The sequence below is a fragment of the Neisseria sp. P0009.S007 genome (assembly GCF_051962515.1).
Window position 1 is genome coordinate 1 of sequence record NZ_JBQCVF010000019.1, and the last position, 24,026, is coordinate 24,026.

Annotated in this window: 17 protein-coding genes; 16 read left to right on the top strand and 1 reads right to left on the bottom strand. The window is 39.4% G+C overall.

Features of this window, described 5'->3' with window-relative positions; all coding sequences use genetic code 11:
• Positions 1–1,384: DUF6531 domain-containing protein (locus tag ACTHS3_RS03565; protein ID WP_440367187.1), on the bottom strand; the 1,384-nt coding region annotated here is incomplete at its 3' end.
• 335 nt (positions 1,385–1,719) lie between these two features.
• Between ACTHS3_RS03565 and ACTHS3_RS03570 the strand changes: the two genes are divergently transcribed.
• From ACTHS3_RS03570 to ACTHS3_RS03645, 16 genes are all read left to right on the top strand, one after another.
• Complete coding sequence (locus tag ACTHS3_RS03570; RefSeq protein ID WP_049337065.1) at positions 1,720–2,274, top strand: TagF domain-containing protein; 555 nt, start codon at positions 1,720–1,722, stop codon at positions 2,272–2,274.
• A 4-nt stretch (positions 2,275–2,278) separates the two neighbouring features.
• The gene (gene tssA, locus ACTHS3_RS03575) at positions 2,279–3,337 is read left to right on the top strand and encodes a type VI secretion system protein TssA (RefSeq protein ID WP_440367189.1); all 1,059 of its coding nucleotides are present in this window, start codon (positions 2,279–2,281) and stop codon (positions 3,335–3,337) included.
• Positions 3,338–3,414: 77 nt separating this feature from the next.
• Positions 3,415–3,933, top strand: a complete 519-nt coding sequence (gene tssB, locus ACTHS3_RS03580; protein WP_004520044.1) for a type VI secretion system contractile sheath small subunit — start codon at positions 3,415–3,417, stop codon at positions 3,931–3,933.
• A 31-nt stretch (positions 3,934–3,964) separates the two neighbouring features.
• The gene (gene tssC / locus ACTHS3_RS03585) at positions 3,965–5,464 is read left to right on the top strand and encodes a type VI secretion system contractile sheath large subunit (RefSeq protein WP_004520043.1); all 1,500 of its coding nucleotides are present in this window, start codon (positions 3,965–3,967) and stop codon (positions 5,462–5,464) included.
• A gap of 80 nt (positions 5,465–5,544) precedes the next feature.
• Positions 5,545–6,027: an Hcp family type VI secretion system effector gene (locus ACTHS3_RS03590; protein ID WP_003761730.1), complete on the top strand. Its 483-nt coding sequence runs from the start codon at positions 5,545–5,547 to the stop codon at positions 6,025–6,027.
• A gap of 165 nt (positions 6,028–6,192) precedes the next feature.
• The gene (locus tag ACTHS3_RS03595; protein WP_004520042.1) at positions 6,193–7,008 is read left to right on the top strand and encodes a type VI secretion system accessory protein TagJ; all 816 of its coding nucleotides are present in this window, start codon (positions 6,193–6,195) and stop codon (positions 7,006–7,008) included.
• 33 nt (positions 7,009–7,041) lie between these two features.
• Positions 7,042–7,554, top strand: a complete 513-nt coding sequence (gene tssE / locus ACTHS3_RS03600; protein ID WP_004520041.1) for a type VI secretion system baseplate subunit TssE — start codon at positions 7,042–7,044, stop codon at positions 7,552–7,554.
• Entirely contained in the window at positions 7,551–9,527 is a 1,977-nt protein-coding gene (locus ACTHS3_RS03605) for a type VI secretion system baseplate subunit TssF (protein ID WP_049337059.1), read from the top strand. Before tssE ends, ACTHS3_RS03605 begins: the two co-directional genes overlap by 4 nt.
• Positions 9,524–10,564, top strand: a complete 1,041-nt coding sequence (gene tssG / locus ACTHS3_RS03610; protein WP_004520038.1) for a type VI secretion system baseplate subunit TssG — start codon at positions 9,524–9,526, stop codon at positions 10,562–10,564. The genes ACTHS3_RS03605 and tssG overlap by 4 nt, the downstream gene beginning before the upstream one ends.
• Positions 10,565–10,649: 85 nt before the next feature.
• Positions 10,650–13,301: a type VI secretion system ATPase TssH gene (gene tssH, locus ACTHS3_RS03615; RefSeq protein WP_004520037.1), complete on the top strand. Its 2,652-nt coding sequence runs from the start codon at positions 10,650–10,652 to the stop codon at positions 13,299–13,301.
• 135 nt (positions 13,302–13,436) lie between these two features.
• The gene (gene tssJ, locus ACTHS3_RS03620; RefSeq protein ID WP_004520036.1) at positions 13,437–14,060 is read left to right on the top strand and encodes a type VI secretion system lipoprotein TssJ; all 624 of its coding nucleotides are present in this window, start codon (positions 13,437–13,439) and stop codon (positions 14,058–14,060) included.
• A gap of 33 nt (positions 14,061–14,093) precedes the next feature.
• Positions 14,094–15,437, top strand: coding sequence for a type VI secretion system baseplate subunit TssK (tssK, locus tag ACTHS3_RS03625; RefSeq protein ID WP_049337057.1), 1,344 nt, complete (start codon positions 14,094–14,096; stop codon positions 15,435–15,437).
• A gap of 24 nt (positions 15,438–15,461) precedes the next feature.
• Positions 15,462–16,697 (top strand): type VI secretion system protein TssL, long form, encoded by a 1,236-nt coding sequence (gene tssL, locus ACTHS3_RS03630; protein WP_070624734.1) that lies wholly within the window; start codon positions 15,462–15,464, stop codon positions 16,695–16,697.
• 58 nt (positions 16,698–16,755) lie between these two features.
• Entirely contained in the window at positions 16,756–20,313 is a 3,558-nt protein-coding gene (tssM, locus tag ACTHS3_RS03635; RefSeq protein ID WP_049343522.1) for a type VI secretion system membrane subunit TssM, read from the top strand.
• A gap of 130 nt (positions 20,314–20,443) precedes the next feature.
• Positions 20,444–22,717, top strand: a complete 2,274-nt coding sequence (locus tag ACTHS3_RS03640) for a type VI secretion system Vgr family protein (RefSeq protein WP_004520031.1) — start codon at positions 20,444–20,446, stop codon at positions 22,715–22,717.
• 16 nt (positions 22,718–22,733) lie between these two features.
• Entirely contained in the window at positions 22,734–23,870 is a 1,137-nt protein-coding gene (locus ACTHS3_RS03645; protein ID WP_004520030.1) for a DUF2169 family type VI secretion system accessory protein, read from the top strand.
• Positions 23,871–24,026: the final 156 nt, after the last annotated feature.

Below are 24,026 nucleotides of genomic sequence, written 5' to 3' on the forward strand. Positions count from 1 at the left end.
GTTCGCGGTTTTCGTCGAAACCGTACACTTCCGTCCGTCCCAATGCGTCGGTAACGACGGTATGGTCTTTGCGGTAGGCGAACGTCCATTCTTCACCGAGGTTGTTGCTGCTTTTAAGCACTTTGCCGTCGGCGTCGTAACGGTCGTATTCGTAGCGGGACACCAGTCCGTCGGGTTGGCTGTGTTCGACCATGATGTGGTTTCGGTAGGCGAAACCGCGCAGTTTTTTGCCGTCTCGTCCGTAAACGGCGGTCAAATTGCCGCAGCCGTCGTAGTCGTAGCGCACCAATTCCTTGCCGTTGAAGGTGACGGAAGTAAGGCGGTTGACGTAGAAACGTTCGTCTTCGGAAACGAATACGTCCCGTTCTCCGGCCGGGTCGAAGTCGGGATCGTTGTCGTGCAGACGGATGGAGGAGAATACGGGCTGAAAGTGTCGGCCACTGCCGTCGTAAATGCTGTGCGGCAGTCCGTTGTCGTTGTAGCAGAGGCGGATATGGCGGCCGTTGCGGTCGAGTTGTGCGACCAGTTGGTAAATGCCGCAACCGGAATCGACTTCTGCAAACAGCAGCCGTGTGCCGCCGTCGGGGGAGGCGATTTGGTAGAGGTCGTCTGAAATCTGAGAAAAGAAGATTTGTTCGTAAGGATCAAAATAGGCGTTATCCAGACCGTAGGGGTCTTCTTCGGCGGAAGCAGGTCTTGGGGCAGCCTCTTCTTCATATAAATTGTCTTCATCTTCGTCGGCTGCGGAATAAGGCTCGTCCGCTTCGTCGCTGATATCCGGCAACGGAATTTCCCTGCCCTGCTCATCAATATAAAGGAAACCGTCGGCAGTGCGGACAAGACGCATGGAGAACGGCAGCGACCAACCCTGTCCCAGCCAGCCGTTGCCTATTTGGTCGGAATAGTAGCTGCGCTGCCAAACAAGGGGAAGTGGGGAGTCAAAGGAAAAGTCGGTCTCTGTATCGTCAAATAGGACTTTGATACCAAGTACGGCATTAACAGGATTACCGATAGCTGCTGCAACTTTACAGGGGATACAGTGACCATGACCAGAAGTAACTACCCCACCATCAGAACCTGCTCCGCTGCCCCCGCCAAAACCACTGACCATCTTTCGTGAAGGCAGTCTAACACTAGGCAAACCTGGAACCATTGAAGCGAGCGAAACCACATCAGATACAGCATCAGCCACATTAGCTGCAGCAGAGTCAGGAGCAACCAAAGAAAGGGCACTAGAGGCAACATCGGCCACCATCTCTATCACATCTACCGGCCCGGCTGCATTAGTCAGCGGCTCAGGCGGATTGGCAGAACCTTGAGACACCATGGCAGGTGCAGAAGGCTGAGGAACAAGAATACCTATGGTGTTACCGGAAGAGGACATGCGATTACTCCGTCGAAATCCTAATTAATCTACAAGTAGAAACCTCAAAACAAGGAACCTCAATCACTTTCTGAGGACTTTGAACACATTATTTTGCAAAAATTATAACAAACAATAAGCTATAAATAAAACTGTATTTGATAAACTTTATTATCTATAATATCATATAGTAAGCGCATATTTTTAAAGATTATTTACATTTCTTTAGTTATTATTTCAAGTGGTTTAAATTTATATTTATCAACACATCGAATTATGCTAGAGTATGAGTCTTAGCAGTTGTATCTAATTAGCAACTTGGGAATCTAAAAACTCTTCTCTTGTGATGACTACTTATGTTTAAGCAAAATGAAGTCTATTTTTTTGGCAAACTGAATCAATCCCGTGATTTTATTTTCTCCGAGAATCTTCAAACTCATGATAGATTCTTTTGGGATAACTGGTTTAACCGATGCTCCGGCCAAAACAAATTAATTTCATTCACTCGAAAAACATATTCCCCTTTGCAAATTTGGCTATTTTGTATCAAATTACCCGATGATCTTATTTATACTGGTATGGCTGCTGGTAGTTCTGATAAAATTGGCAGAAAATACCCATTTGTGTTATTTTATAAACCTAGCTCTATTCCCGAATCACTTGATTCTCTTTTTTTTCTTTTAAAGAAAAAAAATTCCTTTCGCAAGATATTAAAAGAAGGGGAATATTGTATCGAAGATTTTTACAGTAGTGATACAACAGAGAGCTCTATCCTCTCTGAATCCTTTCACAACTTTTTATCTGATTCAGACGGCATTGGTAGTTTTTGGCAAGAGATTGAAAGCGGTTACCACATAAAACATGAAGGCCTCCCCTCATGCTCACTGTTTAATAAGTTATTTGGATTATAAGTAGATGAACACATTTCCTCGATGGGACGAGCCTATCTCTATCGACAGTCCCGAAGGTGTAAATATCGAATACGATAGCCGCTTTTTAGAACTACAAAGCGTAGCTGAAGGCAAACCAGAACAACAATATGGTGACACGATTATTCCGGCAGAAGAGGCCGACTGGGCAACAGTAGAAAAGTTGTGCAATCAATTGCTAGCCGAGTCTAAAGATTTACATGTCTTGGCTTATTATGCACAAGCTCTTACTGCCAAACATGGACTCGTAGGGTTCTGCGCTGGCTGCGAAGCAATTAGAGCTAATATAGACTTATATTGGGAATCCATTTACCCCAAACTTGAAGATGAAGACGGTGAATTTGATCCCTTTTACAGGATCAATGCCCTTAGCTCCTTTACTACACTTGATGGCATCATCAAAGAGATTCTTGCATCTAAATTATTGATAAATAGGTTAACTCAACAACCAATTACTGTCAAAGAAGCTGTTTCCATACTACAAGGAAATGATTCACAAAATTATCCAGGAGGTAAAGAGCGGCTAATGCTCGATATTAGAGTAAATGCCGATACAGGGAAACCTGAATTAACTGCATTAATTCAAGCATTGGACTGTCTGAAAGACATCCAACGCATTTTCTCGTCTAATTTACAGGATGAACACTCACTTGATTTTGATGTTATTCAGAAACCCCTTACCCTAATTCACAAAGCCATCAACTATAATGATGGGAGCACTCCCTCAGTACAACAGACAGAACAGCCTGAGTTACCCTCTGAAACTAACAGCTTGGCTATTACGCAAGAACAATCTATTCAAGAGGCTGATGCATGGCGCCGTCTGAATATTAAAAATCGCGCTGATGTTGATCTGGCTTTAGAGAAAATCTGCATTTATTTTGAAACTCTTGAGCCCAGCCACCCTGCACCACTGTTTATCCGCAGAGTGCAACGACAAATGAATATGAACTTTTATGACATCATGAAAGATATTAGCCCAGAAAGTATTGTCAATTTAGAAGTTTTAATTGGCAAACCAGATGAAGATACAGCAAATTCCTAAAATTAGTAAACCTCATCCACAATTTCGTAAATATCTTTTAGATATACAACATTATTAATTATCCTAAGGTTATAACCATGTCACGAAATAAATCATCAGGTCAAAAGTTTATTGCCCGCAATCGAGCTCCTCGCGTGCAAATTGAATATGACGTAGAGTTGTATGGCTCAGAGAAAAAGATTGAACTGCCTTTCGTTATGGGTGTTATGGCAGATTTGGTTGGTAAACCTGTCGAGCCACTGCCTGACTTGGCCGAACGAAAATTCTTAGAAATTGATGTAGACAATTTCGACGAACGCATGAAAGCCCTTAAACCTCGTGTCGCCTTCAACGTAAAAAATACATTGACAGGTGAAGGGAATTTGAATGTAGAACTCGAATTGGAAAGCATGGATGACTTCTCACCGGCTGCGATAGCTAAAAAAGTAGCACCTCTAAATGAGCTTTTACAGGCACGTACAGAACTGTCTAATTTACTCTCATATATGGATGGTAAAAGTGGGGCTGAAGAACTAATTGGAAAAGTCTTAGGAGACAGCGAATTACTAAAAAGTCTTGCAGCCGCGCCCAAATCAACATCCAAAAATGAACAATAGTCTCTAATAAAACTAGAAGTGAAAGTAAATCATGGCTGAAAAACAATTAGATACCCTAGAAAATGGCAGTTCGCAACATGTGTTTGCAACCAATGAATTTGAACAGCTGCTTCAAAAAGAATTCAAACCTAAAACGGAAGAAGCTAAAAGCGCTGTAACTAATGCAGTCGCAACATTGGCTCAGCAAGCCTTACAAAATGTCGTCACCATTTCAGATGATACCTATCAAACCATTGAAGCAATTATTGCCGAAATTGACAGAAAGCTTTCTGAACAAATCAACTTGATCTTGCATCATGAGGACTTTCAAAAGCTTGAAGGTGAATGGCGCGGCCTGCATCATTTAGTGACCAATACCGAAACAGATACTTTACTGAAAATCAAAGTATTACCTATTTCCAAAAAGGAAGTTGCTCGTAATTTAAAACGCTTTAAAGGTACGGCTTGGGATCAAAGCCCACTCTTTAAACGTATTTATGAGGAAGAATACGGCCAATTTGGCGGTGAACCCTTTGGTTGCTTAGTAGGTGACTATTATTTTGATCACTCTGCCCCTGATGTAGAAATGCTCAATAGTCTTGAGAAGATTGCAGCGGCTGCACACTGTCCATTTATTGCTGGTGCATCTCCCAAATTAATGCAAATGGAGTCTTGGCAAGAATTAGCTAATCCGCGCGACTTAAGTAAAATTTTCCAAAATGCCGAATATGCTCCATGGCGAAGCCTGCGTGAATCCGAAGATTCACGTTATATCGGTTTAGCCCTGCCTCGTTTCCTGTCTCGCCTGCCTTATGGTGCCACAACAAATCCTGTAGACGAATTTGACTTCGAAGAGGAAACAGAAGGTGCAGATCACAATAAATATACTTGGGCCAATGCTGCTTATGCAATGGCAGTAAATATTAATCGCTCATTTAAATACTATGGTTGGTGTACCGCTATTCGCGGTGTGGAATCAGGCGGTATCGTTGAAAATCTTCCCTGCCACACATTCCCAACCGATGATGGTGGTGTAGACATGAAATGCCCAACAGAAATCGCCATTAGCGACCGCCGAGAGGCAGAATTGGCTGCATTGGGCTTTATGCCATTAATTCATCGCAAGAACACGGATTTAGCTGCATTTATCGGTGCGCAATCTTTGCATAAACCATCTGAATATTATGATCCAGATGCTACCGCCAATGCACGTTTATCTGCTCGCTTGCCTTATTTATTCGCATGCTGCCGTTTCGCACACTACTTAAAATGTATTGTTCGTGACAAAGTTGGCTCATTCCGCGAACGTGATGACATGGAACGCTGGTTGAACGAATGGATTATGAATTATGTAGATGGAGACCCTGCCAACTCTACGCAAGAAACGAAAGCACGCAAACCATTAGCTGCTGCAGAGGTAGTTGTAGAAGAAGTAGAAGATAATCCAGGATACTACACTTCTAAGTTCTTCCTGCGTCCTCATTATCAACTTGAGGGGCTTACCGTTTCTCTACGCTTGGTTTCCAAATTGCCTTCGACTAAACAAGAATAGTCAGGCTTAGTTTATTTAGTTGGGTATATTTAGTGCCCTGTTGTTAAATCGCTTGTATTTTTTAACTAGGAGAGTAAAAAATGGCTATTGATATGTTCATGAAAGTTGAAGGTGTAAATGGCGAATCAAAAGATTCTAACCACAAAGACTGGACTAACATCGAAAGTTTTGACTGGGGTGCAGAGCAACCTGGTTCAATGACTAGCGGTGGTGGCGGTGGTGCCGGTAAAGTCAATTTCAATGACTTGACCGTAGTTGCTGCTATCGATAAAGCAGCTCCAACCATTTTGAAAAACTGCGCTACTGGCCAACACTTGAGCAAAGTAGAAATTTCTGTATGTAAAGCTGGTGGTGAACAAATTGAATACTCACGCACTACATTAGAAGATGTCTTAGTGACCGGTGTGAAATTCATTGGCGTACAAGACAATGATGCTCTGAAAATGCGTTATTCATTCCAAGCTGCAAAAGTGAAAAACCAATATTGGGAACAAACCGATAAAGGTTCTAAAGGTGCTGAAGTTCAAATGGCCTTCAATATCAAAGAAAACAAATCTGCATAATTGATATGTAGATTTAATTAAAAAAGCCTGACTTAAAAGGCGTTTTTAAGTCAGGCTTTATATATAAATGTTTTCACTTTTCAGACGGCACTACTTAACTGAAAAATTAATCTTGTTTTTAACTTCTATTATTCATCTTTATAAATTAAATAAGGGATCATTGAAATGGATTTGAAGACTAAATTATCAGAGATGATTGAGCTTGTACGTTCAAATCCTGACAATCAAGAACATCGTTTAGCACTGATTCAATATCAGTGTCTGTGCGCAAAATGGGAACAGGCTTTAAAACAGATTGGACAATATCAAAAACTGTTTCCTCATACCCAAAAACCTTTAATGCTTTATCTTATTGAAAATATTTCTGCTGAAATGCGGCGTCAGGCAGTTTTGGAAGCCCAACAAAAACCAAAAACACTAGAACAACACGCAAGCAAACTTGATATTCTTCAAAAGCAACTCTCTTTAGTTGCCCATGTTTCAGAACAGAAAAATAAAGCCCTTGTCGATGATTATACTGTGCTATCTGAGAATATAGAAGGCTCGCCCGTACATATTACTTACCTTTTAGCAGATAAATCAGTTTCCGAGATTGATAGTGACTGGATTATGGATGGAGACGTACGTACCGCCTTCGTTTATGAATATTTCTATCAAGGTCACTACTACTGGCAAACATGGAATTCTATTGAAAATATTTCTTTCAAGACACCAAGTTCCTTACTGGACATCATTTGGAGGCCGTCTGAAATCAAATTTACTAATGGTGAATGTATTCAATGTACCAGCCCTGCTCGTTATGCTGTTATGCCTGGTGAAGAAACAGCATGGTCAGATCTACTAATGAAATGTTCACAAACTGACTGGATAGAAATAGCAGAGCAACTCTTTACAGGGGTTGGTCAAAAAACTTTGTATACCGACAACCATGATTTTGGCCTTTTAGATATTTGTAATATTAGATTTGAACAAAATCATTAAAATCTATCCATCTTTCAAACCCAACAATTAAACATGTCGCAATTCAAAAATCAACTGTTACCCTCTTTATTTGACAGACTAACAGATGAAGAGCCACGCAGAAAAAAAGAGGCACGCTCCGATCAGGTCATTAATCTTGATCAATATCGGCAAGCAGTACTGCGTGATATTCTTTATCTACTGAATACATGCAACATGCAAGCAGAAACTATGGGGATTGACCTAACTGAAAATGTACGCTCTTCTACATTAAATTATGGTATCCCTCCCCTTTCTGGTATTAATTTTTCCGATATTGAATGGCAAGATGTGGAACAGAATATCAAACAAGCCATCATCGATTTTGAACCGCGTCTTGAAAATAAGACTCTACAAGTGATCGTAAATACCTCAGACGATGATGACGATGCTTTACACAATAAACTCATTATTGAAATCAAAGGTTACCTGAAACTCAATCCTTATCCTAAAGAATTCTTGCTCCGAACCAGCATGGATGTTGAAACAGGATTGTTTGACTTATTAGATGGGGGAAATGGGGCTTGAATAATAAATTACTGTCTTACTACAACAAAGAGCTAACTTTTCTAAAGGAAATGGGTAAAGAGTTTGCAGCCCAATATCCTAAGATAGCCTCAAGATTAGCTTTAGATACAACTGATATTCCTGACCCCTATGTTGAAAGACTCTTGGAAGGGGTAAGTTTTCTTACTGCACGCACCCAACTTAAACTGGATGCGGAGTATCCTCGTTTTGTCCAAAGAATCTTAGAAGTTGTTTATCCTGACTTCATCAATCAAAAACCGGCTGCAGCTATTGTCAATCTAGAGCCTACTAATCAATATAACGCTGATGTGATCAATCTACTGGAACGAGGAAAAATATTAAGGTCTCTGCCTATTGATGAATTTAGAGTAAGTTGTCCATTTTCTGTAACTAAAACTACTGAAATTCTGCCACTTCGTATTGAAAAAGCCAAATATACTGACTCAATAGGTTATTTACCAAACGCACTCCCTGCACTCAAACAATCCTCTGGTAAGAAAGTACAATCTGCCTTGCGTTTGGATTTTTCATTGAGCGTACCAGGTACATGTTCAGAGATGTTGCCAGATGAATTATCTATATTTTTGGGTACAGAGCTTTCCAAATCATCTTCATTGCTGTTTCTATTGGCTTCTGAATGCGTGGGTGTTGTTTGCCACAGTTACGAAAATCCAAAACAATGGTATTACCCATTACCTACTACACCAGAACATCGTGGTTTTCGAGAAGATGAAGCCTTATCATTTAATTTAGATAAATCGGTGAGTGCATTCCGAATTATGCAGGAGTATTCACGCCTACCGGAAAAGTTTCTATTTATTTCTCAAAAAAATATTAAACAAGCCGTCCAACAAGCCGAAAAAAAAGGACACTTACCTAAAGTACCTGAACATTTAGAGGAAATCGTAAACGATAAGGGAGTCAATAAAAAAATTATTACTTATCGTAAACGCTATTTTAGTCTTTCATTTTTATTCAGTAATAAAATACCTGAATTAACTGAGCTGATCGGTGTAGATGATTTCTCTGTAAATGCCGTACCAGTCGTCAACTTATTCAGAAAAAAAAGCTCACGCTTTCCGGTAAATATTCAAGATCAGGAGTACCATGTCGTTATCGACCGTACCCAGCCCCTGAATTATGAAGTCTACGCTATCGAGCAAGTAAAAGGCTTTGATACCAACAACCTTCAAACCGTAGTATTTTCACCAATGTACAAAGCACCGGATATAGGACTCTTTCCTGAGTCCCAAACTCAACATGCTTATTTTTCTGCTCGTCGTGCTGATAGAGTACCATCCGAAAACTCAGCTAAAAATGGTTTTCGCTCTTCCTATTTAGGTAGTGAGGTATTTTTATCTCTTGCTAATAATCAGAATTACGCCTTTAATTCAAACATACAACACCTTTCTGTCGATACTTGGTGTACAAGCAGAGATTTGCCTCTAATCATGCCTCGAGACGGAGAATCTGACTTTCTTATTGAGGGATTTTTGCCAGTCAAATCAATTAAACTGATTTCTAAATTAACAAGGCCTCAAGAAGCAGTAAGTGAAGATAGGACACTTTGGTCATTTTTAAATCAATTGAGCTTAAATTACCTATCGCTCTTGAATACTGATAAAGAAGATGCGCCTGTTGCTTTGAAAGAGCTTTTAACAGTATTTGTTTCTTCTGAAAGCGATTTACTGAAAAAACAGATTGAATCAATTACACGAGTTGAAACCTCAATTATTAACAAAGTAGTCCGTCATTATGGAGTTGCAGCCCCTATCAGAGGAATCAACATTACCATTACACTAGACGAAGCTCAATTAGGCGGCGTCCATCCTTTCCTATTTGGATCAGTTTTAAACCATTATTTCCGACGTTTGGTGTCTATTAACTCATTTGTACAACTGAGAATTGACACGCTCCAGCAAGGTCATATTGCTACTTGGCCGTCTGAAATTGGAGAGAGAATGATTATATGAGTCCAGTCAACCCTAAAACAGATTTTGGTGACTCATTAGACAATGCTTGGGATGAAAAACTTACAGTCTTTTTAAATAAAGTTTCCTCTCAGCCGTATAAGTATGATTATTTTTCACTCTTGCGCCAGCTTGAGTCCGTTAAATTTATTACTGGTGGGCAAATATTAGGCAAAGCTATTAGCCCCAAAATGGAGAAAATAAGGATCCACCAAAATCCTTCGCTTACTTTTGCCCCACGCAATCTCCAATCGGTAACCTTATCACCACATTATGTAGAAATTTCCATTAATGGATTTGGTCTGTTTGGCCCATCTGGCCCACTACCTCTACATTTAACCGAGTATGCTTATGAACGCCAACATCAACACGGTGACCGGGCATGGGCAGGTTTTGCAAATATGTTGCAACACCGTCTGGCTATCTTATTCTATCGAGCATGGGCTAATGCCCAAAGCATTACATCTTTAGATAAAAATGCTGAAGACCGCTTCGGAAAATATATTGCCAGTTTTAACGGCCTTAACATTCCGACCACACATAACAAAGGCTTAATTCACGAATTTGCCAAACGTTATTTTTCCGGTCTATTGATAAAACAAAGCCGATCTGCAGTCAACCTGCAACAACTGCTCACTCGCTATTTCCAAGTTCCCGTTAACATTCAAACTAACGTGGGGTACTGGGTTAAGGTTGAAGAAGAGAAAACGCAAATTGGGATTATGGGTAACTACACACTTGGTGATGGTTTACTACTAGGTGACAAACTCTATGATGTGCAAAGTAAATTTCGGATTATTATTGGCCCACTTACCTTACCAGCCTACCAATCATTCTTTAAAGACGGTATTAATACAGCCCGTTTACGAGAATGGGTTCGTTTATTTGCCGCAGAAGAATATGAATGGGACATTCAACCTATTCTGATGCAAAAAGAAGTTCCACTGATGGATTTAGGAGGGAACACTCAACTCGGCTTATCAACTTGGCTGGGAAATGTTTCCCGAGACGCAGAAGACTTGATTGTCAGCAATCATTAATCGGCTTTTCAGACGGCCATCGTCGATAAAAGCTTTAGAAAACTATTTTTGGACATATTTGAAATAATTTAACTAAGGACGTCTTATGTCAAACATCAGCCGCAGCGTATTATTTGGTAAGTTAAATACTACTTTGTATAAAACTTTGGAAAATGCCTATACCTTCTGTCGTCTTCGAGAAAACAGCTATGTTGAATTAGTACACTGGCTACACTCTCTACTTCAAACTGAAAAAACAGATATCTTCTGCCTGATAAATCAGTTTAACTTAGATGAAGTCAAAGCACGAAAAGATGTATTGGCTGCAGTAGAAAAATTACCTGTTGGTGCTACTGCCGTTATTGACTTCTCCGAACATATCCAAACCCTTGTCGAACAAACTTGGACATACAGTTCACTAAAATTTGGTACAGACAAAATCCGTACAGCTCATATTTTCTATACCATGCTGCAAAATAAGACTTTACAGGGTATTCTGGCCAATATTTCATCTGAGTTCCTGAAAATCAAACCGGAGACATTGGCAAACAATATTATTGCTATTACTGCTAACTCTGAAGAGAATCTTGATGTTACCCAGAATGCCTTATCTTCCGAGCCTAATGCTACCCACAAAGAAAGTGCCTTAGCTAAATACGGCAGCAATCTTACCGAAAAGGCTAAAAATGGCGAAATAGATCCAATCACAGGCCGTGACACTGAAATCAGACAAATGATTGACATCCTAATGCGTCGCCGTCAAAACAACCCGATTCTTACAGGTGAAGCCGGTGTTGGTAAGACTGCTGTGGTTGAAGCTTTGGCATTACGTTTAGCTGCCGGAGATGTTCCGCCTGGGTTGAAAGACGTTCAATTAATTCTATTGGATATCGGTTTGCTCAAAGCTGGTGCCAGTGTTAGCGGAGAATTTGAATCACGCCTCAGAGCAGTTATGGATGAAGTAGAATCCAGCCCAACCCCAATCGTGCTATTCATCGACGAAATCCATACTTTAATTGGTGCCGGTGGAGCTGTCGGTACTGGTGATGCTGCCAACTTACTCAAACCTGCATTAGCTCGTGGCAAACTTCGTACTATTGGTGCAACCACATGGGCAGAATACAAAAAATATTTTGAAAAAGATCCTGCCCTAACTCGTCGCTTCCAAGTTGTACAAGTAGATGAACCCGATGAAGAAAAAGCCATCAACATGCTTAGGGCATTGAATGCTTCTCTAGAAAAACACCATAAAGTGATTATTCTTGATGAAGCAATCCAGGCTGCTGTAAAACTTTCTCACCGCTATATTCCAGCACGTCAGCTCCCCGATAAAGCTGTAGGCCTGATTGATACTGCCTGCGCACGTGTTGCAGTCAGCCAACATGCTGTACCTGGAAGCATTGAATATCTACGCAAGAAGTCAGAAGCATTAAAACTTGAGCAAGCAAATTTAGAACGTGAGAAAAAACTCAGTTTTGATTCTGAAGCTAGAATCACAAATATTGGTAAAGAATTAACTGAGGTTGAAGGCCGTCTGAAAAAATTAGAAGACAGATGGAAATCTGAAGCAGACTTAGTTGCCGAGCTATTGGCTGTACGTGAACAAATCATGCAGGTTGAACAAGAAACAACCGATGAAGAAAATAAACAGTTGCGTACCCGCCAAAAAGAACTGGTTACTAAATTGAAAAAACTGCAAGGCGTCCAACCTTTGGTTATGCCGTTAGTAGACAGTCGTACGGTTGCTGACGTTGTAGCAGACTGGACTGGAATTCCTGTCGGAAAAATGATGAAAGACGAGGTTGAGGCTGTATTACAGCTTGCTGATACCTTAAATAAGCGCATCATCGGCCAACGCCACGGTTTGGATGCGATTGCCCGCCGTATTCAAACTTCACGCGCCAATCTAGACAATCCCAACAAGCCTATTGGTGTTTTCATGCTTGCTGGCCCTTCCGGCGTGGGTAAAACCGAAACTGCACTGGCTCTAGCCGATACATTATATGGTGGTGAACAAAACGTGATTACCATCAACATGAGTGAATATCAAGAAGCTCATACTGTATCCACTTTGAAAGGAGCTCCTCCAGGTTATGTCGGCTATGGTGAAGGTGGCGTATTGACTGAAGCTGTACGTCGTAAACCTTACAGTGTTGTCTTACTCGATGAAGTAGAAAAAGCACATCCAGATGTTCATGAAATCTTTTTCCAAGTATTCGACAAAGGCTGGATGGAAGATGGCGAGGGCCGCTATATCGACTTTAAAAACACCATTATCATTCTTACCACCAACGTTGGTACAGATTTAATTATGGATATGTGTGATGATCCCGAAATGTTGCCTACTCCAGAAGGCCTAACTAAAGCCCTGCGTACTCCCCTGCTGAAAACTTTCCCAGCTGCTTTATTAGGCCGGATGCAAGTTATTCCTTACTATCCGCTATCCGATGATATGCTCTCAAAAATTGTTGAATTGCAATTAGACCGTATCGTAAAACGCATTAAAGATAATCATGGCATCGACCTACACTATACCCCTGAAGTGTTAAAACTAATCACTTCACGTTGTACAGAAGTTGAATCAGGTGGCCGCATGATCGATGCGATTCTTACCAATACGGTTCTACCACAAATCAGCCAAGAACTACTTACCTGCGCAACACAGGGGAAACAAGTTTTGAGCGTAAATATCGACGCAAGCAATCATGACTTCAATTACCAATATAAATATAAACTTAGAAAGAAAAATACTTTATAATTCTAAGTAAAATAAGAAATCTTAGTATTTCGATCGACAGTCATAGACCAACTAGTTCCTAAAATCTAGGCTGTCGATTAATTTAAAATTTCTATCATTAAATACAATCACTATTGATGTACCTAGGTAACCAAAATGCATGGAAAACTGATAAAATATATATCATTTGCAATGATATCTTTGATGGTAAGCGCATGCGCATCCAACCATAAACCACCAAAAGAATCTGACGAAAGTGGAGAAAAAATTGATGTACAAATCATAGTTTCTCCCGATGTCAATCCAAATTTAGTTGATCAACCTTCCCCCATAAGATTGGATTTATATCAACTGTCATCTGATGGTGAATTTAAAAAAGCAAACTATTTTGATCTTACTAATAATGCTAAAGAAACTTTAGGAGACAAATTAATTCAACAAAACCAATTCATGTTACACCCTGATACGGTTTCTGTATTACCTATCAAGATGGATTCTCATCTGAAATACCTAGGTGTTGTTGCCAGTTATCGTGATTTGGATAATAGTCAATGGAGATTAATTTTATTAAAACAAAAACAACGATGGTATCAGTTTGGGAAACACTATTTCTACGTGAATATTGGGAAAAATGAATTATATCAATTATCGAAATCAGAGATGCAAGAAATGCTAAAAGAATATAAAGAGCGCCATCCTGATGATCCGACTATCAAAGAAAATGGGAAAACTCGTAAGAATAATAGTGATCTGAGCAAAGGCATTTTCCGCGAGGAATAAATACTTATATATAAATAATTTGAGGTTGAATGCATGGCAATTGAAGCAAAAGTAGTTTGGTCGGAGGGAATCTTTATTACCCCACAGCATTTCCAGCAATTTGAACGTTATCTTGAGTCTGGATTACGTCAACTAGCTGTTTCTAAAGAAGGTTATTTTTGGGGATTTTCATCTTTAGTACTGGATTCAGACGGCCTCAAACATGGTGTTCTTGGTATTCGTGAAGCAGAAGGTATTTTTCCTGATGGTTCTATATTTGTGTTTTCCCAAAAACAACTTGAAAATTTAAGCTTAAAAGTACCTGCAAACATAAAAGATACCAAAGTTTGCTTAGCCATTACTCTGCCATCCTCTGTCAATAATGAGATTGACTTTCTAAATCAAAATTCTGCTCACTCTTACCGATATAAAGCATTTGAGAAAACCCTTGCAGATACAACAAACTCCGAATTAGACGGTCGCCAAATTACACTAGCAGATCTTAATCCTACATTGATTTTAGAAAATGATTTAACTAGCAATCAAACTGCCCTTCCTATTGCAGTTATCCGATCCAGTTCAGCAGACTTTGAAATCATTCTAGACGAATCATATATTCCACCTTCCCTAGGAAGCCAAAAGCAACAACACCTAAAAGCTTACATTTCAGAAATATATGGCTTATTAATGCAAAAAAGCAATAGTCTAGCTAACGCTGTAAACGACCCGAATACCGGAGGTTCTGTTGAAGTAATGGACTTTATGATGCTTCAGACCATCAATCGGTATCTGGCTTATTTGCATCATGAAAATGAAGGCGCTCGTCAAACTCATCCAGAACAATTATTTGTCAACTTATCAAAATTATGTGCTGATTTAATGACTTTCCTTCCTTCACGCAAGGTAGGAGATGTTCCTATTTATGAACACAATGATCTAGCATCATGTTTTGGTAAATTATTTTTTAACTTGCGCAAATCACTGTCTATTGTACTTGAACAAAGAGCAATTAGAATTCCATTAGATTTGCGTGATGAAGCAACCCGAGTCGCCCAAACTCCTGATCAAAGCTTACTGGATAAAGCTTCATTTGTCCTAGCCATCAAAGCTGATATGCCTAACGAAGCCTTACGCCAAAAAATTCCAAGTGTAGTAAAAATAGGTACTGTAGAAAAAGTTAAGGAATTGGTTGCTTACCATTTACCTGGAATTAAAGTTCATGCGTTATCCGTGGCACCAAGAGAATTACCATACCATAGTGGTTATGTTTATTTTGAATTAGATAAAAAACATGAATTATGGGATATGTTTGATACTTCCTCAGGTATGGCTTTCCATTTGGCTGGTAATTTCCCTAATTTAGATGTTGAATTTTGGGCGATTAAGTCTTTAAGTTAATTTGATTTAATTTGGAATTTCATTATGAATAACCAGAATAATACTGCAAACAACGCAGTAAATGTTTATAACCCTTTAATTGAAGCTGCTAAACCTGTTCTTATCTTGGCTAACTCTATGCAGCAAACTACTAGTCAATTATCTACTGACAGCCTAATTAATAAATTCTCTCTCTTAATTAATAATTTTGAAGAGAATGCTGAAAAAAATGGAGCTAAATATGATGCCATTCAGGCTGCAAAATACTGTCTTTGTACATTTGTAGATGAATTAGCAGTCCGTGCAGGCTGGGCTGATGAAACTTGGTCAAAGAATAGCTTATTAGTATCTTTTTACGATGAAACTTGGGGTGGAGAACGTTTTTTTGAAATCATTCAAAATTTGAAACAAGATTCTGATAAGAATATTGATTTATTGGAGTTTATGTATTTATGCCTACAATTTGGTTACAAAGGTAAGTACCAGGTTCTAAACAATGGGGAGCTTGAGATCGATAAAATTAAAAGGGACCTACTTGCCTTAATTCACAGTAAACGACCTGACCAAACTGCTAATCTTTTTAAACATAACCCGATTATTACAAATAATATTCAAAGGAAACGCAGGCTTGCTATTCCTTTATGGGTAGTAGGCGTATTAGGAGCTGTTGCATTAGGTGTAGGCTATTTTACAATGCAATGGTCATTAGGAGATAAATTCAATACAGCCAGTACAAAAGTAAACAGCCTCAAACTCCCTTCAGTAATCACCAAACAACAGGATACACAAAAAACAGTCCGACTACGGCCTTTATTGGAAAATGAGATTGCTAGAAAATTAGTATCTGTGGAAGATTTTCAAGACAGAAGCACTGTTACTATTTTAGGTGATGGCTTATTTGAATCCGGCTCTGCACAAATTCAAGACCAATATTATCCTGTTTTGGCTGCGGTTAGCCAAGCCTTAGATAGTGTGGAAGGACAAATTATTGTTACGGGATACACTGACAATCAGCCAATTCAGAGCTTAAATTTTCCATCCAACTGGCATTTATCACAGGCTCGGGCAGATGCAGTAAAAGAAATTTTATTGAATTACGTTAAAAATGGTGGAACACGCATCCGTTCTGAAGGGCGAGGCTCAACCGATCCTGTAGCACCAAACGATACTTTGGAGAACAGGGCTAAAAACCGAAGGGTTGAAATTACATTATTTACTACAGGAACTGGACCCAAACTAGGTAGCACAGTCGAAATAAAAAACAATACCTCCAATCCTTAACAAAACGGTAGTGCAAACACACAATAATCTATTTTAGATTGATACGGAAAAAATAGACATGAAAAAAATTATTTATTTTCTAGGTTCTCGCTCTTTATGGGTGATGTTGGGTATTACTGGCCTAATTATATTAGTATGGTTTATTGGCCCATTAATCTCCATAGGTGAAGTTCGCCCCTTAGTAAGCAAAACTATTCGTTTTGCAGTGTGTGCCACTATTATTGGTATTTGGTTGGCTAAAGCTGTATTTCGCCAATATCGTGAATCCCGACGAAACGCTGCTTTATTGAAAGAAATTCGAGCAGCCCAAGAACCTATTTTAAAAAGTGCAAATGATGTTAGCTCTATGAGCCGCCAGTTTGCTGAAATGGACAAAGTATTAAAGAATGCTAAATTTTCTAAATCTAAAAACAGTTTGTTGGCTAGACTAGAAGAAGGTCAATACCTCTATCAAATGCCATGGTATGTTGTCCTAGGGGCAGCAGGATCTGGTAAAACGACTGCACTCAAACGTTCTGGCCTTAACTTCCCCTTAGAGAGCACTTTGGGGACATCTGTAAGTGGCCTAGCAGGTACACGAGATTGTGATTGGTTCCTATCGGATGAAATAGTATTTCTCGATACAGCTGGTAGATTATCTTTACATGACAATCATAGCAGTAAAGATTCTAGTGACTGGGAAGAATTTGTAACGCTGCTACAACGTTACCGACCTAAACAGCCAATAAACGGAGTATTGGTTACTGTAGGCGTAGATGATTTATTGGGCGGAAAAACCAATATAACAGAAATCTCAGTAGAACTGCGTAAAAGAATCCATGAAATGCATACTAAATTAGGTATACATTTTCCAGTTTATCTTATGATAACCAAATTAGATTTATTGCATGGTTTTAATGAATTCTTTAACCATCTAACTGAAGAACAAAGAAATCAATATTTAGGGATTCCTCTATCTAATACAGAAGGAATGGAAACCCCTATCGCTACTGCTTCTAATGCCTTAGCAGATATTGTAGATAAATTACGCTCCTCTATGTTGGGTACTGTTCACCAATTAGAATCCACTGAAGACAAGGCTGCGGCTTTTGCATTCCCTGAGGAGTTCGAGCGTCTTAATCAGGCCGTACTTTCCCTATTTAAAGAACTGTCTAAATCTTCAAAATTTGAGCAACCTATCGCATGGAGAGGTGTTTATTTTTCAAGCTCAACTCAAACAGGACAACATCTCAACCCTATACTGGAAGGTTTGCAAAGTGATTTCCAATTATCTAAAAAATACTTGGATTCAAACCAGGCCTCTACTCAGAATAACGAACATAGCTTTTTCTTAAATAGACTATTTGCTGACGTTATTTTAAGCGAGGCAAATTTGGCTGGTGAGAATAAATCTTGGTTTGTCAAAAAACAAATCTTGTATTGGCTAGGTATTGGAGCTATTGCAACTGTAGTAATCGCATGTTTGACAATGATGTTGAATAGTTACTCCAATAACCAATCATATCTTGAACAGGTTGATAAAAAAGCAACTGACTTAGCTTCAGATGTAAAAAAATATACAGACGGCCCTGATTTACTTAAGGCTGTAACATTTGCTGAACAAGTTAGAGATACAACTACCAGTAAAGAAATTCCAGATTTATTATCCCCTCCGCTCAGCTATCGTATTGGCCTTTATCAAGGCAGCCAAATGAAAGATGTTGGGGAGTCAGCCTATTATAGAATTCTTCAAGACAACGTAATGCCATTAATCAGCTATAAGTTGGATGAACTTCTACGCACAGCTAATGGCTCCAACAATATTAATAGCTATGATGCATTAAAAGCTTATCTTATGATGTTCCACAAAGAACATTTTGATGCTGCTTTTATGCAAAACTGGTTAATGTCCAATTTGTCTAAAACAGAATCATCAGGTATGAGTGACCAACAAAAAAAATCTGTTGAAAAAGCTCTGAATCAGATTCTTTCAAAACAAAGCATTACACCAAGCGTTCCCTATGATGAAGAATTAGTAGAACGTCGTAGACAGGAAATTGCGCAAAGAGACATTGCAACCATGGTATTAGAAGATACCATAAATACAGTTACTCTCTCTGGAAAGGGAGGAGTTACACCTGTATCCTTTTCAAGTATGGGTGGAGTGCAAAGTCACTTGTTATTCCGACGTAAGACTGGTGGAACTCTGAAAGAACCTATTAACTTTATTTATACCAAAGAAGCCTACATTACTAAAGTTTTGCCTGCTATGGTTAAATCTGCAGAGCAGTTTTTTAATGAAGACAACTGGGTATTAGGTGACTATGCTTCTTTAAGTCAAAGCAAGGCATCTGTCCTTTCTGATGCCCAAAGAATCTATTTCAGTAATTACATCAAAGTTTGGAATAGTTATTTATCTGATTTGTCATTAGTAACACCAAAGTCATCACGAGAGAGTACTCAAATTGCTAAGCTGCTATCTGAAAAGAACTCACCTTTAGTCAATATTATTAAAGGAATTAGTGATAATACGACTTTAACTATTGACAAACGAATAACAGAAAAAGCTGGAAGCAAAATTACTGATTGGTTAAATAGAGCGGGACTCTCGAAACTCTTAGAGAGTGAAGAGGGGAATAATGTAAAGAATGAATTAGCTGCTTTAAAACAAGCAACTCCAGTCGATGATGCTTTTGCAGATTTCCATATATTAACTGAAACCACTAATGATCAACCTCCAGCTATTAATAACGTTACAGAAGCTATAAATGATTTATATGTTTATTTAGTTGCCGTTAATGTTGCTGTAGAAAAAGGAGTGGACTTACCACCTGATGATCCTTTCGTAAAATACAAGGCTGAAGTAAATAGACTGCCACCTCCCTTTCGCCAAATGTTAGATAACTTTTCTGAAATTATTCTGAAAAACACTAACAAAATTGTTGATGAAAAAATTTTATCTACTTTAGAAAAACAAATGGCCACATTGACTAATAGTTGTCAAGAAATACATCAACAAGGATACCCTTTCGATAAAGGATCGGAGGACAATGTCGCATTAGAGAGTTTCACCAGTATATTTGGTCCCAATGGTATCTACAGTAAATTTACCAACTTGACTGGTGAAGCTGCCGTATTGGCACGCTCAGAAAAACTGGAAACTTTAACTGCTAAAAATGATGCGTTTAAAGATCGTTTTGCAAAGCTAAATGATATAGCAGACATTCGACAAGGGTATTTTGATAAAGGATCAGAAACTCCTACATTCGACTTTTCAATTAAAGTTTTAATTCTTGATACCAGTTTAGAAAGTGTAAATATTTCATATGCAGGTAAGAGCTATGTATACAGCCATGGTCCTGTAAATCCTGTAACCTTTACTTGGCCATCCAAGAGTGAAAATGCTTTAGCTAAAATAGATATCTCATCTCCCCAAATCAACAGCGCAGGTATTAGTTCAACTGGGCCGTGGTCAATCTTCCGCCTTATTGAAAAAGGTAAAATTATTCGCCAAACAGGAAATACCACTGTTGTCGAATACAATATTAAAGGAAAAAATCTTATACTTGAATTTACTACTTCTACTGCCTTTAATCCATTTAATTTAAGTAAATTACGGAATTTTCAGTGTATTTAAAAGTTTCAATAGAGATGTAAATAATATTATCTAAAATATCACTTCCACATATTTTATCCCTATTTAAAATATAGGATAAAAATACTTCTAACCGGAATATTGGTTTAAGATTGACAAGGAGTTTCCCGAAATGAATAGAACTATCGTTGCTCATACGCCTTTGGGATCACAACTATTATTCAAAAAAATGCTTGGAACAGAATCCGTTTCAAATCTGTTTGAGTTCAATATTACATTGGTCTCCCCAAACCCAAATTTACAAGGCAAAGATATTATTGGTCAGTTTGTAACATTGGAAATTGATACTGAAGCAAGCAGTCCTCGTTACCTAAATGGTCTGGTTACCGATTTCGGTTATATTGGAGAAGATGAGGACGAGGAAGGTTATCATGCCTATACTTGTACCACTCGCCCATTCATGTGGTACCTCACTCAAAATACAGACAGCAGGGTTTTCGTTGATAAGTCCGTATTAGATATCGCTAATGAAGTCTTAGCACCATTCGGATTCCCATACCAGATAAAATGTCAAAAAGGGTATCGAACAAGAGGCTTTTGTGTTCAATATCAAGAAAATAGCTTTGATTTCTTAAACCGCCTATTTGAACAAGAAGGTATCTACTATTATTTTGCCCACAGTAACGGTTCACATGAGCTGGTTATTACTGATGATGTCGGTGTTTTAGAAGCTATTTCATCCCCTAACATCCCCTACCACTCTCGAAATACTGCACCAGGGGCACCAAATATCGCCTATATTGATATTTGGGAAGAACGAGATGCTTTAAAATCTAGTCAATTTGTTACTCGAGAATACAATTATAAAAATGCTAAAGTACCGATGATGTCTTCAGACTCAGTTCATGACTTTAATTCGGTATCTATGGAACACTATGACTTCTACACAGGTTTTAGTGATGTGGCAGAAGCACAAAATTACAGTCAGGTTCGTAGTGAAGATTTGAAAAGCCAAACCAAGATTATTACTGGCTCAGGCACTGCACTGACACTTGCTCCAGGTTATACGTTTATCCTGAGCAAACACCCTCATGCATCTTCTAATACCGAATATACTATTTTAAAAGCTGATTATGATTTCGAAGAGGCAGGCTATACGTCTGGAGACCGTATTGGCAAATTTAGAATTTCATTCCGCGTATTACCTAAATCTTATCCATACCGCCCTCCTCTTAAAACTCCCAAGCCAAAAGTTTTAGGGACACAAGCAGCTACGGTAACAGGACCTGCAGGTGAAGAGGTCTACACCAATGAATATGGCGATATTAAAGTCCAGTTCCACTGGGATCGCTATGGAAAAATGGATGAAAACAGTTCCAACTGGGTACGAGTAACTCAGGGCTCTGCTGGTGCTGGCTATGGCTCTATTAATACACCACGCATTGGCGAAGAAGTACTGGTTGATTTTATTAATGGCGATGCTGATCGACCCATTGTATTAGGCCGTCTGTATAACAGCGCAATGTCGCCACCATGGGGATTTCCTGCTGCAGCTAAGCAATCCGGTATCAAGAGTAAAAGTTTTAACTCTCCATTAGCCAACTTTAACGAACTGATGTTCAATGATACTGCTGGGTCTGAAATGGTCAACTTCCAGGCACAGAAAGACTTGACCTCACTTGTTAAGAATAATGAAACCCGTAACGTCAACAACGACCGAACCACTACAATTGGTAATAATGAAACTGTAACAGTAGTAGGTGATCGAGCTAAAACCGTTCAAAAAAACGAAACTGCCTCAATTACCCAAAACCGTACCAAATCAGTCGGCCAAAACGAAACTTCCAGTATTACCCAAAACCAAAGCATTAGTGTTGGCCAAAACCAAAGTACTTCTGTGGGTAAAGATCAGAGTGTTTCTGTCGCTAAAAATCGAACCCATTCTGTTGGCCTCGATGAAAACATTGGCATCGGAAAAAATCAGGCTTTAACCGTAGGCTTGGATCAAAACGTTTCTATCGGCAAAAATCAAGCATTGACCGTTGGTGCCAATCGTAACAAAACCATTGTATCCAACGAGGTAAGCAGCATTGGTGGCAATAAGCAGGAAACCGTCAGCCTAAATGGTATGAGCAACGTTGGTATCGGACAAATGACCAACATTGGCGCTGGCTATATGCTAAACGTCGGAGGTGGTTGGATGACCAACGTTGTTGGTGCCGAAATGCATAGCGTTGGCCTAGTTATGGGACTTAATGCAGGTTTAAATATTGGCCTTAATGCCGGCAATAAAATTACCTTATCTGCTGGGAGCAAAATTACCCTTCAAGTAGGCAACTCAATGATTGTAATAGATAAAAATAAAATCTCTATCGTTAGTAAAAAAGTTAAGATCGTTGGCACTAATGTAGTAGATATGGATGGTAAAAAAGTCGATATCAACTAGAAGAAAAGGTATATAAATGTTCGAATTGGAGAACTTTACCTGCTTTCATACGCAGCAATTTAAAAACATCGACCAGTTAGATCGAACATATGATGTCGTAGTTGCTAAAGTCAGTTATGAGTTTGAAATCGATCCTGTAACTGGAAAAACCGTACTTAAGTTTGCCCAAACGCAGACGCCTCTTACATTTGCAGATACTTTTTACGGTGAACCATCTCAAACTTCAACTCAGTTTGAAAGCGACTTCTGCCTTTATAAACCTAAAACTGATTTAGTGGTCAATGCAATCGCCTATGCACATGATGACACTCCCGCTCGGCAACTTGCTGTAGCGGTGAGTGTTGGCGATTACCAAAAAAGTCTGGCTCTTACTGGCGAGCGCTACTGGGTAAGAGAGATAGCCGGATGGTCTCTAAGCGAACCAGATCCTATTCTCTCCTTGCCCATCCGCTATGAATTTGCCTTTGGCGGTAGTGCAGTTGAAGACGATCATGAGGGGCATCAGCAAAATCCTGTCGGTATTGGTTATTATCCCAAATCCCAACTCAAACAAAATGGGTTCAAAAGGATATTAAAGGCTCACCAGATTTATGACCCAAGCCATCCGGTACGAGATCCTGCTGAAAATGTTGCTCCTGAAGGATTTGGCTTTATGCCCCGTTATTTTGCGCAACGGGCACAACATTCAGGTACTGCCGATGCAGAATGGATAGCTAACCGTGCACCTTTATTACCAAAAGATTTTTCTATGGCTTATTGGAACGGTGCTCATCCTTCCCTTCAATTGCCACATCTAAAGCCTAACCATATCTATACACTAGGATTTACCGGCATGGTACATTCCTTTCAAGCGCCCAATCAGTACTTTACTGTCGAACTACCGGTAGAGACTGTATTTGTACATGCCCATACCGCATCTAATATGTCTTTGTGTAAAGACATGGTGTTGGATACCGTACTCGTTGATGTAGAACAACGCCGCATCGACTGTACATACCGGACTTCTTTTGCAGAAGAGCTGGAAATTTCTGCATGTCAACTCAGGTTTATTGCTCGACATGAACGGGCAGAACAAATCGCAGCCGCAGTTGCATGCCATACTTCACAAGACAAATTTATCCCGATACCGCCTTCTCTTGCGGCACTCGCGTAAACAACTAAAAGACCGTCTGATTATCAACCGATTGTAGCCAATTTTTCAGACGACCCCATCCCCCCAACAGGAGCACCCAATGGCCGTCAATAAAATCGCCCGTAAAAGCAGCAAATTCCGCGTTGTCTTTACCGTCCCCGATTTCTGCTGGCCGCC

Excerpts from the sequence above, each read along its gene's own strand:
- tssE (WP_004520041.1), top strand. The coding sequence starts at position 7,042 with ATGTCGCAATTCAAAAATCAACTGTTACCCTCTTTATTTGACAGACTA.
- tssJ (WP_004520036.1), top strand. The coding sequence starts at position 13,437 with ATGCATGGAAAACTGATAAAATATATATCATTTGCAATGATATCTTTG.
- tssM (WP_049343522.1), top strand. The coding sequence starts at position 16,756 with ATGAAAAAAATTATTTATTTTCTAGGTTCTCGCTCTTTATGGGTGATG.
- tssL (WP_070624734.1), top strand. The coding sequence starts at position 15,462 with ATGAATAACCAGAATAATACTGCAAACAACGCAGTAAATGTTTATAAC.
- tssK (WP_049337057.1), top strand. The coding sequence starts at position 14,094 with ATGGCAATTGAAGCAAAAGTAGTTTGGTCGGAGGGAATCTTTATTACC.
- tssA (WP_440367189.1), top strand. The coding sequence starts at position 2,279 with ATGAACACATTTCCTCGATGGGACGAGCCTATCTCTATCGACAGTCCC.
- tssH (WP_004520037.1), top strand. The coding sequence starts at position 10,650 with ATGTCAAACATCAGCCGCAGCGTATTATTTGGTAAGTTAAATACTACT.
- tssB (WP_004520044.1), top strand. The coding sequence starts at position 3,415 with ATGTCACGAAATAAATCATCAGGTCAAAAGTTTATTGCCCGCAATCGA.
- ACTHS3_RS03590 (WP_003761730.1), top strand. The coding sequence starts at position 5,545 with ATGGCTATTGATATGTTCATGAAAGTTGAAGGTGTAAATGGCGAATCA.
- ACTHS3_RS03640 (WP_004520031.1), top strand. The coding sequence starts at position 20,444 with ATGAATAGAACTATCGTTGCTCATACGCCTTTGGGATCACAACTATTA.
- tssG (WP_004520038.1), top strand. The coding sequence starts at position 9,524 with ATGAGTCCAGTCAACCCTAAAACAGATTTTGGTGACTCATTAGACAAT.
- ACTHS3_RS03645 (WP_004520030.1), top strand. The coding sequence starts at position 22,734 with ATGTTCGAATTGGAGAACTTTACCTGCTTTCATACGCAGCAATTTAAA.
- ACTHS3_RS03570 (WP_049337065.1), top strand. The coding sequence starts at position 1,720 with ATGTTTAAGCAAAATGAAGTCTATTTTTTTGGCAAACTGAATCAATCC.
- tssC (WP_004520043.1), top strand. The coding sequence starts at position 3,965 with ATGGCTGAAAAACAATTAGATACCCTAGAAAATGGCAGTTCGCAACAT.
- ACTHS3_RS03595 (WP_004520042.1), top strand. The coding sequence starts at position 6,193 with ATGGATTTGAAGACTAAATTATCAGAGATGATTGAGCTTGTACGTTCA.